Origin of the sequence: Caballeronia sordidicola (assembly GCF_002220365.1) — a bacterium.
Lineage (GTDB): Bacteria > Pseudomonadota > Gammaproteobacteria > Burkholderiales > Burkholderiaceae > Caballeronia > Caballeronia sordidicola_C.
The window spans coordinates 96,479-113,051 of record NZ_MTHB01000036.1; the positions used below are offsets into that span (position 1 = coordinate 96,479).

Annotated in this window: 14 protein-coding genes and 1 pseudogene; 5 read left to right on the forward strand and 10 right to left on the reverse strand. The window is 59.5% G+C overall.

Annotated elements, in window-relative coordinates:
• Window position 1 precedes the first annotated feature (1 nt).
• From BSU04_RS06145 to BSU04_RS06190, 9 genes are all read right to left on the reverse strand, one after another.
• Window positions 2-1,057: a branched-chain amino acid ABC transporter permease gene (locus tag BSU04_RS06145; protein WP_089159764.1), complete on the reverse strand. Its 1,056-nt coding sequence runs from the start codon at window positions 1,055-1,057 to the stop codon at window positions 2-4.
• A gap of 170 nt (window positions 1,058-1,227) precedes the next feature.
• Entirely contained in the window at window positions 1,228-2,406 is a 1,179-nt protein-coding gene (locus BSU04_RS06150; RefSeq protein ID WP_089159765.1) for an ABC transporter substrate-binding protein, read from the reverse strand.
• Between the two features lie 334 nt (window positions 2,407-2,740).
• A complete protein-coding gene (locus BSU04_RS06155; protein WP_089159766.1) occupies window positions 2,741-3,907 on the reverse strand; it encodes an ABC transporter substrate-binding protein in 1,167 nt (388 codons plus the stop codon).
• A gap of 591 nt (window positions 3,908-4,498) precedes the next feature.
• Entirely contained in the window at window positions 4,499-5,470 is a 972-nt protein-coding gene (locus tag BSU04_RS06160) for a branched-chain amino acid ABC transporter permease (RefSeq protein WP_089159767.1), read from the reverse strand.
• Entirely contained in the window at window positions 5,470-6,354 is an 885-nt protein-coding gene (locus BSU04_RS06165) for a branched-chain amino acid ABC transporter permease (RefSeq protein WP_089159768.1), read from the reverse strand. The genes BSU04_RS06160 and BSU04_RS06165 overlap by 1 nt, the downstream gene beginning before the upstream one ends.
• A 155-nt stretch (window positions 6,355-6,509) precedes the next feature.
• Entirely contained in the window at window positions 6,510-7,733 is a 1,224-nt protein-coding gene (locus tag BSU04_RS06170; RefSeq protein WP_089159787.1) for an ABC transporter substrate-binding protein, read from the reverse strand.
• A 71-nt stretch (window positions 7,734-7,804) separates the two neighbouring features.
• A complete protein-coding gene (locus tag BSU04_RS06175; RefSeq protein ID WP_089159769.1) occupies window positions 7,805-8,566 on the reverse strand; it encodes an ABC transporter ATP-binding protein in 762 nt (253 codons plus the stop codon).
• Window positions 8,563-9,342, reverse strand: a complete 780-nt coding sequence (locus BSU04_RS06180) for an ABC transporter ATP-binding protein (protein WP_089159770.1) — start codon at window positions 9,340-9,342, stop codon at window positions 8,563-8,565. Before BSU04_RS06180 ends, BSU04_RS06175 begins: the two co-directional genes overlap by 4 nt.
• Before the next feature lie 435 nt (window positions 9,343-9,777).
• The gene (locus BSU04_RS06190) at window positions 9,778-11,454 is read right to left on the reverse strand and encodes a GMC family oxidoreductase (RefSeq protein ID WP_089159772.1); all 1,677 of its coding nucleotides are present in this window, start codon (window positions 11,452-11,454) and stop codon (window positions 9,778-9,780) included.
• Between the two features lie 128 nt (window positions 11,455-11,582).
• Here BSU04_RS06190 and BSU04_RS06195 point away from each other — a divergent pair, with 128 nt between their 5' ends.
• Both BSU04_RS06195 and BSU04_RS06200 read left to right on the forward strand, forming a co-directional pair.
• Entirely contained in the window at window positions 11,583-12,503 is a 921-nt protein-coding gene (locus BSU04_RS06195; protein ID WP_089159773.1) for a LysR family transcriptional regulator, read from the forward strand.
• 116 nt (window positions 12,504-12,619) lie between these two features.
• Entirely contained in the window at window positions 12,620-13,138 is a 519-nt protein-coding gene (locus BSU04_RS06200) for a class IV adenylate cyclase (RefSeq protein WP_089159774.1), read from the forward strand.
• A gap of 8 nt (window positions 13,139-13,146) precedes the next feature.
• Here the strand turns inward: BSU04_RS06200 and BSU04_RS06205 are convergent, their stop codons facing one another.
• Window positions 13,147-13,644 (reverse strand): Lrp/AsnC family transcriptional regulator, encoded by a 498-nt coding sequence (locus tag BSU04_RS06205; protein WP_089159775.1) that lies wholly within the window; start codon window positions 13,642-13,644, stop codon window positions 13,147-13,149.
• 100 nt (window positions 13,645-13,744) lie between these two features.
• Here BSU04_RS06205 and BSU04_RS06210 point away from each other — a divergent pair.
• The 3 genes and pseudogenes from BSU04_RS06210 to BSU04_RS06220 all read left to right on the forward strand — a co-directional run.
• Window positions 13,745-14,044, forward strand: a pseudogene (locus BSU04_RS06210) (4a-hydroxytetrahydrobiopterin dehydratase); the annotation flags it as partial.
• 571 nt (window positions 14,045-14,615) lie between these two features.
• Window positions 14,616-15,305: a response regulator gene (locus BSU04_RS06215; protein WP_031364554.1), complete on the forward strand. Its 690-nt coding sequence runs from the start codon at window positions 14,616-14,618 to the stop codon at window positions 15,303-15,305.
• Window positions 15,306-15,413: 108 nt separating this feature from the next.
• Window positions 15,414-16,573 (forward strand): sensor histidine kinase (locus BSU04_RS06220; protein WP_256982229.1); only part of this gene is annotated, 1,160 nt, incomplete at its 3' end.

Below are 16,573 nucleotides of genomic sequence, written 5' to 3' on the forward strand. Positions count from 1 at the left end.
GTCACTCCTCGTCTTCGTCCGAATGCGGGCTTGCCAGACTCCGCCACAGCAGCACCGGAATGATCAGCGTGAAGACGATCACCTCTTTGTAAGCGCTTGCCCAGAACGAGGAATACGATTCAAGCAGCCCGACCAGCAGCGAACCCGCCGCGGCCAGCGGATAACTCACCAAGCCGCCCACGATCGCACCAACGAAGCCCTTCAGGCCGATCAGGAAGCCCGAGTCGTAGTAGATGGTCGTGATTGGGGCCACCAGCACGCCGCAGAGCGCGCCCAGGCCGGCCGCGAGCGTGAAGGCAAGCCGTCCAGCCTGCGTCGTGCCGATGCCCACCAGGCGCGCGCCAAGCCGGTTCACCGAGGTCGCGCGCAGCGCCTTGCCGGAGATTGTGCGGTCGAAGTACAGATACAGCGCAACGATCAGCACCGCGGCCGTCCCGACCACCCACAGACTCTGCCCAGAGATAGAAACGCCACCGAGGTTGAAGGTAGCGTCGGAGAAAGCATTTGTGCGCGAGCCTTCCGCGCCGAACATCACAAGACCGAGGCCGACCATCGCGAAATGAACGGCGACGGCCACGATCAGCAGCAGCAGCGTGCTGGCTTCGGCAATCGGCTCGTAAGCCAACCGATAGACGAACGGACCCATCGGTATCACGATCAGCAGCGCGAGCGCGACTTGCAGGATCATGGGCAGCGGCTGCATCAGCACGCTTTGCGTCAGCGCATAAACGGCCACCGGGAACAGCAGGTATTTGCCCGCCAGCACGGCAACCGTGCGCCCTATCTGCCGGTGTCGCGACGGATGCCGCACCATGCCCGCGATCTCCGCGACGAAGCACCCCACGCCCATGGCAATCAGCAGCCAGCACGTGGCCGGCAGCTTCTGCGTTTGCAGCGCAGCCAGCGTCAGCGCGCCGTACGCGACGAATTCGCCCTGCGGAATGAAGATGACACGCGTCACCGAGAACACGAGGACCAGCGCGAGCGCGAGCAATGCGTAGATCGCGCCCGTGGTGATGCCGTCTTGCGCGAGAATCGCCGCAATCGATAAGTCCATACGTCCTCTTTAGGAGCATCCTGCTACTGGGGCTGCCGGATCAGCCCATCGAAAACATGGCCTGGTGCTGCGGGAAAACGCAGCCTCAGGCCATGGTTGAAACCCCGGCGCGTTGAACATTGGAACGCTAACGCGCCAAATTGCCGGCGCGCAAGCGGTCCCTGTCACAGCTAGTCGGTCTGCAGCTTCCACTTGCCGTCAACAATCTGCACCATCACGCGGGCGCGCTTGTCGAGACCATTGTGATCGGTCGGCGTCGTGTTCATCACACCGTGCGCGAGCGGCAGGTCCTTCACGTTCTCCAGCGCAGTACGCAGCGCTGCACGAAAGGCTTCGGTGCCCGGCTGAGCCGTCTTGAGCGCTTCGGGAATGGCTTGCTCCAGCATGTGCCCGGCGTCCCATGCGTGGCCGCCAAACGTGGATACCGACCCTGCGCCGTAGGCCTTCTCATAGGCCGTCTTATAAGCCTGCGACGACTTCTTCACGGGGTTGCTGTCCGGCAATTGATCCGTGACCAGGATGGGCCCCGCCGGCAACAATTCGCCATCGCAATCCTTGCCGCACACGCGCAGGAAGTCATTGTTCGCCACACCGTGCGTCTGATAGACCTTGCCCTTATAGCCGCGCTCCTTCAGTGCCTTGGCGGGCAACGCCGAGGGCGTGCCTGCTCCCGCGATCAACACCGCATCCGGATTTGCGCTCATGGTCTTGAGCACCTGGCCGGTGACCGAGGTATCGGTGCGGGCGAAGCGCTCGTTCGTGACAATCTTCAGGTTGTGCGCGGCCGCAGCGGTGTTGAACACGCTATACCAGCCGTCGCCGTACGCATCTGCAAAGCCGATGAAGCCAACCGTCTTGACGCCATGCTTCTCCATAAATTCAGCAATCGCGTCGGCCATCAGGCTGTCGTTCTGCGGCGTCTTGAACGCCCACGCGCGCTTGGCGTCCATTGGCGAGATGATCGCGGCGGAGGCGGCCATCGAAATCATTGGCGTCTTGCTCTGGCTGGCGGCGTCAAGCATGGCAAGCGAGTTCGGCGTCACGGTCGAGCCCACGATAGCGTCGACATGATCTTCGTCGATCAACTTGCGCGTGTTCTGCACAGCGCGGCTGGTGTCGGAACCGTCGTCGAGCACGATGTACTCGACCGTCTTTCCGCCAATCTCCTTCGGCAACAACGCGATTGTATTTTTCTCGGGAATCCCAAGCGATGCCGCCGGCCCTGTCGCCGATAACGTCACCCCAATCTTCACCTGCGCGAACGCCGCGCCGGCGCTAAGGGCGAGTGCCACGCCGAGCGTCGCGCTCGTCAGCCGTCCCTGCCACTTCCACGGGTTGGTCTTTTTCATTGCATCGTCTCCAGACGCTATGCCATCGCGCACGCCTTGTACGCTACTGCGAGTTGTTATGAATCTTTGTCGTGCGGTCTTGGCTTATTTGCCGCTCTTTAACTGCCGCTCTTTAACTGCCGCTCATTAACTGCTGCTCATTAATTGCTGCTCATTAATTGCTGCTCAATCTATTTTCGGTCATTGCCCGTGCCTAGGCTCGTTTTCCCTCAGCGTGAGCCATGAGGCCTGCGCTGCCGAGCCCATCTGAAACACCCAATCGATAACCTTCGAAAAAAAGGCGCGTTCGAAGCAACGCGCCTTGGATCGGTTCATATCGTCGTTTGGGTTCCCGTCAGTCTTTGGCGAGCTTCCACTGCCCGCCTACGATCTCCACCATCACGCGCGCGCGCTGATCGAGTCCTGAGTGATCGTTCGCGCTCATGTTGAAGATTCCGTGCGAACCGGGCAAATCCTTGGTGCTCTCGATAGCTGCGCGCAACGCTTCACGAAACGCCTGCGAGCCCGGCTGCCCCTTCTTCAACGCGATCGGAATGGCCCGTTGCAGCAACAGGCCCGCGTCCCAAGCGTGACCGCCGAACGTGGACACGGAACCCGCGCCGTAAGCACTTTCGTAAGCCTGCTTATAAGTCAGCGCGGCCTTCTTCACGGGGTTCGAATCGGGCAACTGCGCGGCAACCAGCAACGGCCCAGCCGGCAAGAATGTGCCTTCGCAATCCTTGCCGCACACGCGCAGGAAATCGTTGTTCGCTACGCCATGCGTCTGATAGATCTTGCCCTTGTAGCCCCGCTCTTTCAGCGTCTTTTGCGGCAACGCGGCCGGTGTTCCAGCGCCCGCGATCAGCACGGCATCGGGATTCTGCGACATGGCTTTGAGAACCTGCCCTGTCACCGATGTATCGTTGCGCGCGAACCGTTCATTAGCGACCACCTTGATCTTCGCGAGGTCTGCTGCTTTGGTGAATTCCTTGAACCAGCTTTCGCCGTAAGCGTCGCTGAAACCAATAAACGCCACCGACTTCACGCCATGATTCGACATATGCTGCGCAATAGCGGTGGCCATCAGGATGTCGTTCTGCGGCGTCTTGAATACCCACGCGCGTTTTGCATCCATCGGTTCGACGATCGTGGCCGCCGCAGCCATCGAGATCATGGGTGTTGAGGTCTCGGACGCCACATCGATCATTGCGAGCGAATTCGGGACCACCGTGGAACCAATCAAGGCATCCACGTGATCTTCACTCGTCAACTTGCGGGCGTTCTTGATGGCTTGTGTGGAATCGGTCGCGTCGTCAAGCACGATGTAATCCACCTTTTGCCCGGCGATCTCTTTCGGCAGCAAAGCAATGGTGTTCTTTTCCGGAATTCCCAGCGATGCAGCCGGGCCAGTGGCGGATAACGTCACGCCAATCTTCACGTCTGCGAAAGCCTGCGTACTGACTACTGTGGACATGCTCGCGACGAATGCCGCCGTCGAGATCCAGCGTAAAGCCAACTTCATTGATATGCCCCGTAAATGTGTTTTGTTCACTGGCGCGATTTTACGATTTTTATATCCCGACCACGCGGTCGGTGAATCGCGAGTGTAGCGGACGAGAACCAGGTGGGGCAAGCGTTTTGAAGGCATTTGAACGCGTGAATGCGCGCCAAAGCACGCGTTGAAAATCACTCGGGAAAACCCGTACGAAAATGATTGAATTAATGTAAATCGCAGGCATTCGAAGGCCGTGTCTGGCCCTTGGATTCCGGCAGAATAAATCGATTTGGACGTGAAAATCCGAGAGTGCGGAGCGCAAATAAAAAGCGCTGTTGGAATCATCCAACAGCGCTTTCGGTCGGGCACTTGATGCCTCGTTGTCTCCTCGTTCTCCACCTCAAAATTCGGGTGCAACAGAACTGAAACGGATATTAGATTGCGCAACGAATACCGACAACCTAGCATTTACCCTAGTGGTGCACGTTAGCACCTTTATTGGGCGCTTATTTGTTCAGGTCCTGATAAATGCTGCGGTTAACTGAGGGAAAACCATCACTCGCAATGACATATAGTTCGGATCGCCAACTAAATTGCATTGCTCGCGCTCCTGCCGCTCTAGCCGCGCAACGGCCTCACCCGGGCGACAATTTCCCCCACAATGCCGCGTCGAAACAGCAGCACGCAGGCTATAAAAATAAGACCCGTCACGATCGTCACCGACTCTCCGAGCGAGTTGAACCAATCTATACCCGTGAGCGAAGACAGCGCTGCGCCAATATCACCGAGACGATTTTCCAGCGCCACAATGATGAACGCGCCGAGCAGAGGCCCGAACATGGTGCTCATGCCACCCACCAGGGTCATCAGAACGACCAGGCCGGACATGGTCCAGTAGGCGTCGCCGAGCGTCTCGAAGCCGAGCACCAGCGTTTGAAGCGCGCCGGCCAGTCCCGCCAATCCCGCCGACAACACAAACGCCAGCAGTTTGAAACGTGAGGTGTCGTAACCCAGCGAGATCGCGCGCGGCTCATTCTCCTTGATCGCGATCAACACTTGCCCGAACGGCGAATGCACCACGCGCACGATAAATCCAAACGCCAGCACCATCACCAGCAGCACGACGTAATAGAGCGTCAGGTCGGAACTGAGGCTGATTGCACCGAAAAGCTTGCCGCGCGGCACGCCTTGCATACCGTCTTCGCCATGCGTGAAAGGCGCCTGCAGGAACACGAAATAGACCATCTGCGCGAGCGCCAGCGTGACCATCGCGAAGTAGATGCCTTGGCGCCGGATCGCAAACAAACCAACGATCAGGCCAAGCAGCGTCGCTACCGCCGTGCCCGCGATCACGCCAAGTTCCGGCGTAAAACCGAGCGTCTGGATGGCGTAACCGGCGGAATAACCGGCGCTGGCGAGGAACATCGCATGGCCGAACGAAAGCAGGCCCGTATAACCGATCAACAAATTGAAGGCTGCCGCCAACAGCGCGAAACACAGCACTTTCATCATGAAGACGGGGTACACGCCGAGGAACGGCGCCGCGATCAGGCCGGCAAGCAACACGCCATAGAGCACTTTCCTAACCATCATTTTTCCTTGCCGAAAAGTCCCGCCGGGCGCACGAGCAGCACCAGCGCCATGATCACGAAAACGACCGTTGCAGAGGCTTCCGGATAGAACACGCGCGTCAGACCTTCAATCACGCCGAGCCCGAGACCGGTCAAAATCGATCCCATGATCGACCCCATTCCGCCGATAACGACCACCGCGAAGACGGTGATGATCATCGATTGCCCCATCAGCGGCGACACCTGGATCACCGGTGCGGCAAGCACGCCCGCGAATGCCGCGAGCGCGACGCCGAAACCGTAGGTCAGCGTGACCATCAACGGCACGTTGATGCCGAATGCCTCGACCATCTTCGGGTTCTCGGTACCCGCGCGCAGATACGCGCCCAGCCGTGTTTTCTCGATCACGAACCACGTCGCGAAACACACGACAAGCGATGCCAGCACCACCCAAGCGCGATAATTCGGCAGGTACATGAAGCCGAGATTCGTCGCGCCAGAAAGCAGTTCGGGTACGTCGTAGGGTTGACCGGATGAACCATAGATAGACCGGAATACGCCTTCGATCACCAGCGTCAGGCCGAACGTCAGCAGCAAGCCATAGAGATGATCGAGCTTGTAGAGCCAGCGCAACATCGTCCGTTCGATCACGATGCCGAACACGCCCACCACCAAAGGTGCGAGCACGAGCATCGCCCAATACGGCACATTGAAATACGAAAAACCCATCCATGTGAGCATCGCCCCCAGCATGAACAACGCGCCGTGGGCGAAGTTGATCACGTTGAGCAGGCCGAAAATCACCGCGAGGCCAAGGCTCAAGATGGCGTAGAACGATCCGTTCACCAGCCCGAGCAGCAACTGGCTCATCATCGCCGCGAGCGGAATGCCGAAAATTTCCATTGAATCTGCCGTCAGAGTAGTTTCGACGCATGCCGCCTGGCTCAAGATGAGCAAGCCGTCATGCGTCGATCGATCATGCGGACCACGGACAGCGCTTAAGCGTCAGCGCCCTACGCGTCACAGCTGGATCCACCGTGCCGCTAAAACCCGGCCGCTTACTTCCACAGCGCGCAGCGCGACTCTGCCTTGGTGTCGAAAGCCTGGTCGCCCGGGATGGTCGCGGTGATCTTGTAGTAATCCCAAGCTTCCTTCGATTCCGCCGGCGTCTTCACTTGCATCAGGTACATGTCGTGGATCATGCTTCCGTCCGCGCGGATGTAGCCATTTTGCGTGTAGAAGTCGTTGATCTTCGCCTTGTGCAACTGGTCCATCACCTTGTCGCTATCCGTCGTGCCAGCCGCTTGCACCGCTTTCAGGTACGTGGTGACCGCGGAGTAATCGGCGGCGTGAAGACTCGTCGGCATCTTCTTCATCTTGGCGAAGTAGCGCTGTGCCCAGGCGCGCGTCGTTGCGTCCTTGTTCCAGTACCAGCTGTCAGTTGCGACCAGGCCTTGCGTGGTTTCGAGGCCGAGACTGTGGATGTCGGTGAGGAAGATCAGCAGCGCTGCGATCTTCATCGTCTTGGTGATGCCGAATTCCTTCGCCGCCTTGATCGAGTTGATCGTGTCGCCGCCTGCGTTCGCCAGACCCAGCACCTGCGCTTTCGACGATTGCGCCTGCAACAGGAACGAAGAAAAGTCAGAGGCCGACAACGGATGACGGACCGCGCCGAGCACTTGACCGCCGTTCGCCTTCACCACATCCGACGTATTCTTTTCCAGCGCCTTGCCGAACGCGTAGTCGGCTGTCAGGAAGAACCACGTCTTGCCGCCCTGCTTCGTCACCGCCGAGCCCGTGCCCTTGGCGAGCGCCATGGTGTCGTACGCGTAGTGGACCGTGTACGGCGAGCACTGTTCGTTGGTCAGGTTATCCGCGCCCGCGCCGATATTGATGTACGGGATATGCTTCTCAATGGCGACCTGATTGGTCGAGAGCGCCGTCGCCGAATTCGTGCCGCCGATGATCACGTTCACGCCGTCGCGGTCGATCCATTCACGTGCCCGCGAAGCTGCAATGTCTGCCTTGTTCTGGTGATCCGCGTAGACGAGTTCGATCGGCTTGCCGTTCACCTTGCCGCCGAAATCCGCAATCGCCATGCGGATGGACTCGAGGCCACCCTGCCCGTCGATGTCCGCATACAGGCCGGACAAGTCCGTGATGTAGCCGATCTTCACCGTGTCGCCAGGGGCTGCCTGGACGTTGCCGGCCATCAGCGATGCGGTGGCAGCGGCAAGCGCCAGGCAGATTCCCGACAAGCGCGCGAGGGTCTTCTTCTTCATTACAGTCTCCGTTGAGTTGTTGTTCTTGCGGTTGGCCGCATGTTGATGCGTTGAACTTGCGTTGAACGATTTCAAACCCCGAGCAGCTCGTGCAGCACCGGCATTTTCGCTTCGAGTTCGCCGGAGTTGAAATGCTCGACGATCTTCCCGTGCTCCATGACATAGAAGCGATCGGCGAGTGGCGCAGCAAAACGAAAATTCTGTTCGACCATCACGATGGTGTAGCCGCGCGCCTTCAGCATCAAGATCATTCGCGCGAGCGTCTGGACAATGACAGGCGCAAGTCCTTCCGATATCTCATCGAGCAGCAGCAGATTCGCGCCGGTACGCAAGATGCGCGCGACCGCCAGCATTTGCTGTTCGCCGCCCGACAACCGCGTGCCCTGGCTGCTGCGGCGCTCCTTGAGATTGGGGAACATCGAATAGATTTCATCGATCGACATGGCGTCTTTCGCCGGCCCCACGAGCGGCGGCAGAAGCAGGTTCTCTTCGCACGAGAGGCTTGAAAAGATGCCGCGTTCTTCCGGGCAATACCCCACGCCGTAGTGCGCGATCTTGTGCGTCGACATGCCGACGGTTTCATGTCCGCCGATACGAATCGACCCCGTGCGACGACCGGTAAGCCCCATGATCGCGCGCAGCGTCGTCGTGCGGCCTGCACCGTTGCGTCCGAGCAGCGTAACAACTTCGCCTCGATGCACGGTCAGGTCCACGCCGTGCAGGATGTGCGATTCACCGTACCAGGCTTGCGCGCCAACGAGCTCCAGCGCCGGCTCCTGAGTGGATGCTTCGCGCAATTGTTCAGCGCGGCGTTCTTCCATGATCGTGCTCATGCGTGCGCTCCGGCGAGGGCTGCGTCGGCGCTGCCCATGTAGGCTTCCATCACGAGCGCGTTCTTCGATACCTCCGCGTAGCTGCCTTCGGCCAGCACTTCACCGCGTTGCAGGACGGTGATGGTGTCGGAGATGCCCGCGATCACATTCATGTTGTGTTCGACCATCAGGATCGTGCGCCCCGCCGATACTTTCTTGATCAAGGCCGTTACGCGATCAACATCTTCATGACCCATCCCTTGCGTGGGTTCATCGAGAAGCATGAGTTCGGGTTCCATCGACAGCGTGGTTGCTATTTCAAGTGCGCGTTTGCGGCCATAGGAAAGTTCGACCGTGGTGGTATCGGCGAAATCGGTCAAGCCGACCTGCGTGAGCAAGTCCATGGCGCGATCATTGAGTTCATTGAGGACGCGTTCGCTTTTCCAGAATTTGAACGATGTCCCGAGCGAACGCTGCAAACCAATACGCACGTTCTGCATCACTGTCAGATGCGGGAATACAGCAGAAATCTGAAACGAACGAATGACACCGCGACGAGCGATCTGCGCGGGACGTTCGCTGGTGATGTCGATGCCATTGAAGACGATTTGTCCTGCGGTGGGTTCCAGGAACTTGGTGAGCAGGTTGAAGCAGGTCGTTTTGCCCGCGCCGTTGGGGCCGATCAATGCATGGATGGAGCCGCGACGCACGCGCAGGTTCACGCCGTTGACGGCGGTGAAGCCTTTGAACTCTTTTGTCAGGCCGCGGGTTTCCAGAATCGTATCGCCGAGAATCATGTCCCCTTCCGTGCTTTGTTTGAGCCTTTGTTTCAGCTTCAGCTCGGCGCGCTTTTGGCGCATGCCCCGTGATTTTGCTGGCGGTGTTGGTCTTGGGTGATTGCGCTGCCGCTGTTGCGGTTTTGTCGCACTGCTGTTGCACTTCTTGCGTGCTGCACAATGGTGATGCAGACCTGCGGTGCAACACGCGCGTAGGCCTTATTGTCGCGCCAATGATGCAGCGCAATCATCGGGATTTGCACTTAGTTTTGAGGTTGGATTTTAGTTCGCACCGGATGGCATTGATTTTCGTTCGCACCGGTGGACGGTTTGCGGGTCGGGGTGTTGATGTAATCGTCGGGGTTTATGCCGGGTGGTTGAGGTCAAGCTCCGCAGTTCGGGCCGGGTTGTCATCCCGAATCCCGAGAGCCGGTCCATCCGCCATTACGAGCGATATCAACCAGGCATTGCGTCGACCGGCGCGAGCGAAAACAAAAACCGTCGATCGGCGCGAATCATCTCGCTAGCGCGCTCAGCGATCATCAACGTCGGGGAATTCGTGTTGCCTGAGGTGATCGTCGGCATCACCGATGCATCGACCACCCGCAACCCGCTCACCCCGATCACGCGCAAACGCGAGTCAACGACAGCAGCCGGATCGTTATCCGTCCCCATCCGACACGTACCCACGGGATGAAAAATAGTCGTCCCAACTTTCCCCGCCGCGACAGCAAGCTCCGCGTCCGTCTGGAACGCCGGTCCCGGCAAGATCTCCTCCGGCGAATACTTCGCCAACGCCGGTGCGCTCACAATCCGCCGCGTCAAACGCAACGCATTGACCGCAACCTCCCGATCACGATCAGTCGACAAATAATCAGGCGCAATCAAAGGCGCATCCCGCGCATCCGGTGTCGCAATATGAACACTCCCCCGCGACGTCGGCCGCAACGGACACACTGAAGCCGTGAACGCATTGAACGAATGCAACGGCTCGCCAAACCGGTCAAGCGACAAGGGCTGCACGTGATACTCCACATCCGGCCGCGTAATAGTCGAATCATCTGGATTGGACTTCGCAAACGCACCCAGCTGCGACGGCGCCATCGACATCGGCCCGCTTCGCATCAACATGTACTGCAAGCCAATCCAGGCCTTACCCCACCAATGCGCCGACAACGTGTTCAGCGTCCGCACGCCATGGACTTTGTAAGCCATCCTAAGCTGTAGATGATCCTGCAAATTCTCACCAACACCCCGCAGGTCCTTCACGACGTCAATACCCAGCCGCTGCAGGCGCGCCCCGTTCCCAATGCCGGACAACTCCAGCAACTGCGGCGAATTCACCGCGCCCGCACTCAGAATCACTTCGCATCGCGACTTGGCCAGATAGTCCGTCTCGCCACCACGATATTCCACACCCACGCAGCGCTTGCCCTCCATCACCAGCCGCTGCGTATGAGCACCCGTGATGATGGTGAGATTGGGCCGCTTCATCGCCGGCCGCAAAAACGCCTTCGATGCATTCCACCGAATCCCGCTGCGCTGGTTCACATCGAAATAACCGACACCCGTGTTGTCGCCACGATTGAAATCGTCGGTAGCAGGAAGACCGCTCTCCTGAGCCGCCTGCGCGAACGTCTCCAGCACCTTCCACTTCAGCCGCTGTTTCTCGACGCGCCATTCACCACCGGCGCCATGCCATTGATTCCCACCGCCGTGGTGATCCTCACTGCGCTTGAACACCGGCAACACCGAATCCCATGACCAGTCGCGATCGCCGGTAATGCGCGCCCAGTCGTCGTAATCCTCGCGCTGGCCGCGCATGTAGATCATGCCGTTGATAGACGAGCAACCGCCCAGCACGCGGCCTCGCGGATACGAAAGCGATCGCCCGTCGAGTCCGGCTTGAGCCTGCGTCTTGTAAAGCCAGTCCGTGCGCGGATTGCCAATGCAATACAGATATCCGACCGGCACGTGAATCCAGTGGTAGTTATCCCTGCCGCCGGCTTCCAGCAGCAGCACGCTCACATCGGCATCTTCGGTCAGCCGGTTGGCAAGCACGCAGCCCGCCGTTCCCGCACCCACGATGGTGTAATCAAATTCGCCCTCAAGCTTGCGCGCGTCCTGTTTCATCGATGTCTCCTGCCCAAGCCGCTTCAGGCGGCTTTCGCTCCATAGCAAATGCACAACCTACTGCGGACGCAGTGCAGCAATCCAATCAGATATCTTCAACAGCTTTATAAGCTGGGCTAATATCAGGCATGGACCTGACTCTTCTCCGCGCTTTTGTCACCATTGCCCGCGAAGGCAATCTCACGCGCGCGGCCGTGCTGTTGCACGTGTCGCAACCCGCCGTCAGCCTGCAGATCAAGAACCTGCAAGAGACGCTGGGCGTCACGCTGTTTTCGCGGACATCGCATGGCCTGATCCTCACGCGCGACGGTGAAACCCTTCTGCCGCACGCCGAGCGAGCCCTCACAGCGGCGAGCGAAGTCCAGCGCGTGGCCGCCGCGCTTCGCCACGAAGTCAGCGGCCGCCTGACTATCGGGACGATCCTCGATCCCGAATTCCTGCGGCTGGGCGGCTTCTTGCGGGCGCTCGTGGAGACGTATCCGCGCATCGAAACCGCGTTGCGGCATGGCATGTCGGGCTGGGTGCTCGAGCGCATCAAGGCGCGCGATCTCGATGTGGGGTTTTATATCGGCGATCCGGCAATCGATGAACCCCGCGATCCGGACCGCTTTCATGTCGTGCAGTTGAAGCCGTATCTGTATCGCGTGTTGGCGCCGGCGGGTTGGAAGGAGCGCGTGAACCGTCCGGACCGTTCGGAAGGCGGGGCGAATGGCTGGGTGGCGCTTGCCCGGCTGCCCTGGATCTGGACACCGCCGGAATCGGCGCATAACCGCTTGCTGACGCGGATCTTCGACGCCCACGGCGTCCAGCCGGTCAAAGTCGCGGAAGTGGACCAGGAGCCGTCAATGCTCGATCTCGTCAAGTCGGGCGTGGGCCTGACGCTCGTGCGCGATTCCATCGCGCTGGCCGAAGCGCACGCGCATGCGCTGACGATCGTGGAAGGCGTCACGGTGCCGACCCAGCTTTCGTTCATCGTGCTGGCGGAGCGCCGCGAGGAGCCGAGCATCGCGGCGGCGTTACATCTGATTGAAGATCAATGGGCGACCTGATCGCCTGAACAACCGGTATGAACGTCATGACCGGAAGCCAACAAATCCTCCGGTCATCAAACTTTGTTAGTCTGAGGGTCGCGCATCTGGCGCCCACGTGAACAGGAAATTTCAAGATGGCACGCAATATCGAAATCAAGGCTCGCGCGCATCAGTTCGACCAGCTTCTGGCGCGCGCAGCAGCGCTAGCCAGCGAACCGCCGATGATCTACCGCCAGCAGGATTTTTTCTACGATGTGCCAAATGGCCGCCTCAAACTGCGGCAATTCGATGACAACACGCCGGCCGAACTGATTTTCTATCAACGCGACGATCGCGACGGCCCGAAGGTGTCGTATTACTCCCGCAGCCCGGTGACGAACCCCGAAGCCACCCACGCCCTGCTCGCACAGGCGCTGAACACGCGCGGCATCGTGAATAAGGAGCGGCACGTGTATAACGTCGGGCGCACGCGGATTCATCTTGACCGCGTGGACGGACTGGGCGATTTCATCGAACTGGAAGTCCTGCTTGGCCAGGATGACGACGAAGCGGGCGGCGAGAAGGAAGCCGAGGAATTGTTTGCGAAGCTTGGCGTGTCGGCGAGCGACCTCGTACCGGTCGCGTATGTCGACCTGCTGAGCGAACCGGCCTGAACGCCAGCTTATTCAGCAGAATCCGGCGGCGTGGCTGCGAGATGTCCCAGCGGTAGCGGTCCATTGCGCTTGAATGTGGTCAGCACAATATTGGAGCGCACGCTGTCTACGCCGGGAACTCGCATCAGCTTTTTCATGACGAACGTAGACAGCGCATTCAAATCCGGCGCAACGATTCGCAACAGGTAGTCGGCGTCGCCAACCGTCGCATGGCATTCGAGCACTTCGGGCAGCGCTTCGATCTGCTGCTGGAACCGGTCGATAACGGTATCGCCGTGATGCTTCAGCTTAAGGCTCGTGAAAGCGGTCACGCCGAGACCGAGTTTTTCGGGGCGCAGCACCACCCGGTATCCATCGATCACGCCGGTCGCCTCGAGGCGTTGCAGGCGGCGGCCGATCTGCGAGGGCGACAGCGGCACTTCCTCGCCGAGTTGTTGATGCGTCGCGCGGCCGAAGCGCTGAAGAACGTCTAGCAGCGCGAGATCGAAGTGATCAAGGTCGACCATGTGGATATCCTGCGTGAAAAGCCGAAAGACGCAAGCTTACCGCGTGATCTCCAAGTCGCAGGCGTAGTCCTTGCGCACAGAATAGCCATCGCTAACGCAAAAAGGTCCCGACATGATCAAGAAGCTTTCAGCCGACGAAACGTCCAAACTTCTCGCGGAGTTAGAGCACTGGCAACTCACTGCGGATAGCTGCGCAATTCTCCGAAGCTTCAAGTTTGCTGACTTCAACGAGGCATTCGGTTTCATGACCCGCGTGGCAATAAAAGCGCAGGAAATGGATCACCATCCAGAATGGTCGAACGTGTATAACAAGGTGGACATCACGCTCACCACCCATGCGGCGAAAGGTCTGACAGACCGCGATATAACGCTCGCGAAGTTCATCGACTCCATAACTTGAACCGCCTGACATTCGCTTACCTACGCTGACTTCTGCGACAAATGCGTAACAGTCGTATTACAAACGATGACATTCAAAATACGCAATAAGCGAGTTGGAAAGAGCCTGTACGGGACCGAAACTCCCTTATTCGAAAGCAGAAACAAAGGTATTTGCAAGTCTGCGACAATGAAATCTTTCAGCGAGAAAGAAAACCCCTCGTACAGGCGTAAGCTTTCACTATGCTCCAGGCGCTCTGACCATTCCAGTCCATCGGCGGCACAGACCGACACTGTACAATCAGCAGCGCATACGGTTTGGACCGTCCGTTTCTCTCGTTTAACGACCGAATTTGTCGCCACGGGGACTAATGGTCGTGCTGGAAAGTGGTCGCGGGGTGGCGTCTGCGAAGCGGGGAATTCTGGCTTGTCCAGCCGCAGGAGAATCGCTGCACGGCGAGGCGCGGTGCAGCGTTTGGCGTAAAAAGATTGCTGATATAACTCGGACGCGCCGCGGTAAAGAAAGGTAGGCAATTCCGGCTGGCGGCCGCGACGCGCAATCGAGCCCAACCCATCGTATAAGAGCGACTTCCATGCGAATCCTTCTGATCGAAGACGACCGCCCCATCGCGCGCGGCATTCAAAGTAGCCTTGAACAAGCCGGCTTTACCGTCGATATGGTCCACGACGGCATTTTCGCGGAGCAAGCGCTCACGCAAAATCGCCATGAATTGGTGATTCTCGATCTCGGCTTGCCGGGTATCGACGGCATGACGCTGTTGTCGCGTTTCCGTCAGGGCAATCGTCATACGCCAGTGATTATCCTGACCGCACGCGACGAACTGCATGACCGCGTCCAGGGCCTGAACAGCGGCGCGGACGACTACATGCTCAAACCGTTTGAACCCGCTGAACTCGAAGCGCGCATTCGCGCTGTGATGCGCCGCAGCGGCCCGCATGGCGATGTACCGCGTCCGGAAGTATCGTTGGGGGGCTTGCGCCTGTCGGGCGTCGATCGTCGCATTTTCAACGACGAAAAACCGCTTGAACTGTCGCCGCGTGAATTCGCCGTGCTCGAAATGCTGTTGCTGCGCCACGGCCGCGTGGTCAGCAAGGCGCAGTTGCAGGATCACCTGACGCATTTCGGCGGTGATCTCGGCGACACCGCCATTGAAGTCTACGTGCACCGGGTTCGCAAGAAACTCGAAAACTGCCGCGTGGAAATCGTGACGGTGCGAGGTTTCGGCTACTTGCTGCAGGAAATCCGGCAGACCGCCGCGTAAGCGGTTTGTCGATCGCACAACCAGCCTGACAAGCGGTAACCCAGCACCTTGCGATTCCCTCCCCGGCGCACGCCCGACGAACGTTTCGACCGCGCCGACTGGCTGCATCTGGCTCGCTCGGCGACCACGTCTGCGGGCGTGCCGCCCAGCCTGCGGCGCTCGCTGCTGCGCCGCCTTGCCGCGCCGCTGTCGCTGCTCGCGTTAATGAGCGGATTGATGGCGTACTGGCTTGCGTGGCAGTACACGCAGCACGTGGTCGACCGCTCGTTGGCTGACCTCGCCACGGCTATCTCCAAGCAAATCCAGCTAGCGGGTGTCGACGCACCCGTGACGGTGCCCCCGCTTGCCCGCGCGATGTTCTCGGATCCTGTCGAACAACTGATCTACCGGATCAGCGACGGCGATAGCGAAATTGCCGGCGAACCCGATCTGCCGCTGACCGGAACGAACGTGCGCCGGATTCACTACGCGTATGTCTTCGAGACGAACTACCAGGGCACGAGCGTGCGTGCCGCGCAGGTGCGCGTCGACCAGCCGCACGGCAATCCGATTGTCGTGGAAGTGGCTCAGCGCGTGGGCTCGCGGTATCGGATAGCGGTCGAGTTCATGGTCGCGATCATGATGCCGCTACTGCTCTTGTTGCTGGCGGGCTGGGTGATCGTGTGGCGCGTGGTGAACCAGCAGCTCAACCCGCTGACCGATCTCGCCGATACCCTCAACCGGCAGACCCACATGTCGCTGGAGCCTGTCGACGAATCCTTCGTTCCCGTCGAGATTCGTCCGTTGACGAGCGCGATGAACGCTCTCCTTGACCGACTGAAAACGGCGCTGGACGGCCAGCGCAAATTCATTGCCGATGCGGCCCACCAGCTTCGTACGCCGCTCACCGCCGTGAAACTGCACGCCGAACAGGCAGCGACCGCCAAGGACCCCACGAAGGTCCTTGACGCCGTCAAGGAGCTGCGGGCATCGGCGGATCGGGCTGTGCGCTTGTCGAATCAACTGCTCTCGCTCGCTCGTGCCGAACCGGGCGAACAGGCCGCGCGTTTCGTCGACTTCGACTACGCCACGCTCGCGTTCGAAACGGGCGCCGAATGGGTGCCACGCGCGCTGGCCGTGCGTATCGACATGGGCTTCCAGCGGCTCGACGATCCCGACAACGAGCATCCGCTGATCGTGCGTGGCAATCTTGTGCTGGTGCGTGAGGTGATCGGCAATCTCATCGATAACGCGCTGAAATACGTACCCACCTCGCGCGCCGAAGGCGC

Coding starts and splice junctions, on each gene's coding strand:
- BSU04_RS06195 (WP_089159773.1), top strand. CDS start 11,583: ATGGACCTGACTCTTCTCCGCGCTTTTGTCACCATTGCCCGCGAAGGC.
- BSU04_RS06160 (WP_089159767.1), bottom strand. CDS start 5,470: ATGGTTAGGAAAGTGCTCTATGGCGTGTTGCTTGCCGGCCTGATCGCG.
- BSU04_RS06215 (WP_031364554.1), top strand. CDS start 14,616: ATGCGAATCCTTCTGATCGAAGACGACCGCCCCATCGCGCGCGGCATT.
- BSU04_RS06155 (WP_089159766.1), bottom strand. CDS start 3,907: ATGAAGTTGGCTTTACGCTGGATCTCGACGGCGGCATTCGTCGCGAGC.
- BSU04_RS06170 (WP_089159787.1), bottom strand. CDS start 7,733: ATGAAGAAGAAGACCCTCGCGCGCTTGTCGGGAATCTGCCTGGCGCTT.
- BSU04_RS06150 (WP_089159765.1), bottom strand. CDS start 2,406: ATGAAAAAGACCAACCCGTGGAAGTGGCAGGGACGGCTGACGAGCGCG.
- BSU04_RS06205 (WP_089159775.1), bottom strand. CDS start 13,644: ATGGTCGACCTTGATCACTTCGATCTCGCGCTGCTAGACGTTCTTCAG.
- BSU04_RS06190 (WP_089159772.1), bottom strand. CDS start 11,454: ATGAAACAGGACGCGCGCAAGCTTGAGGGCGAATTTGATTACACCATC.
- BSU04_RS06165 (WP_089159768.1), bottom strand. CDS start 6,354: ATGGAAATTTTCGGCATTCCGCTCGCGGCGATGATGAGCCAGTTGCTG.
- BSU04_RS06145 (WP_089159764.1), bottom strand. CDS start 1,057: ATGGACTTATCGATTGCGGCGATTCTCGCGCAAGACGGCATCACCACG.
- BSU04_RS06180 (WP_089159770.1), bottom strand. CDS start 9,342: ATGATTCTCGGCGATACGATTCTGGAAACCCGCGGCCTGACAAAAGAG.
- BSU04_RS06175 (WP_089159769.1), bottom strand. CDS start 8,566: ATGAGCACGATCATGGAAGAACGCCGCGCTGAACAATTGCGCGAAGCA.
- BSU04_RS06200 (WP_089159774.1), top strand. CDS start 12,620: ATGGCACGCAATATCGAAATCAAGGCTCGCGCGCATCAGTTCGACCAG.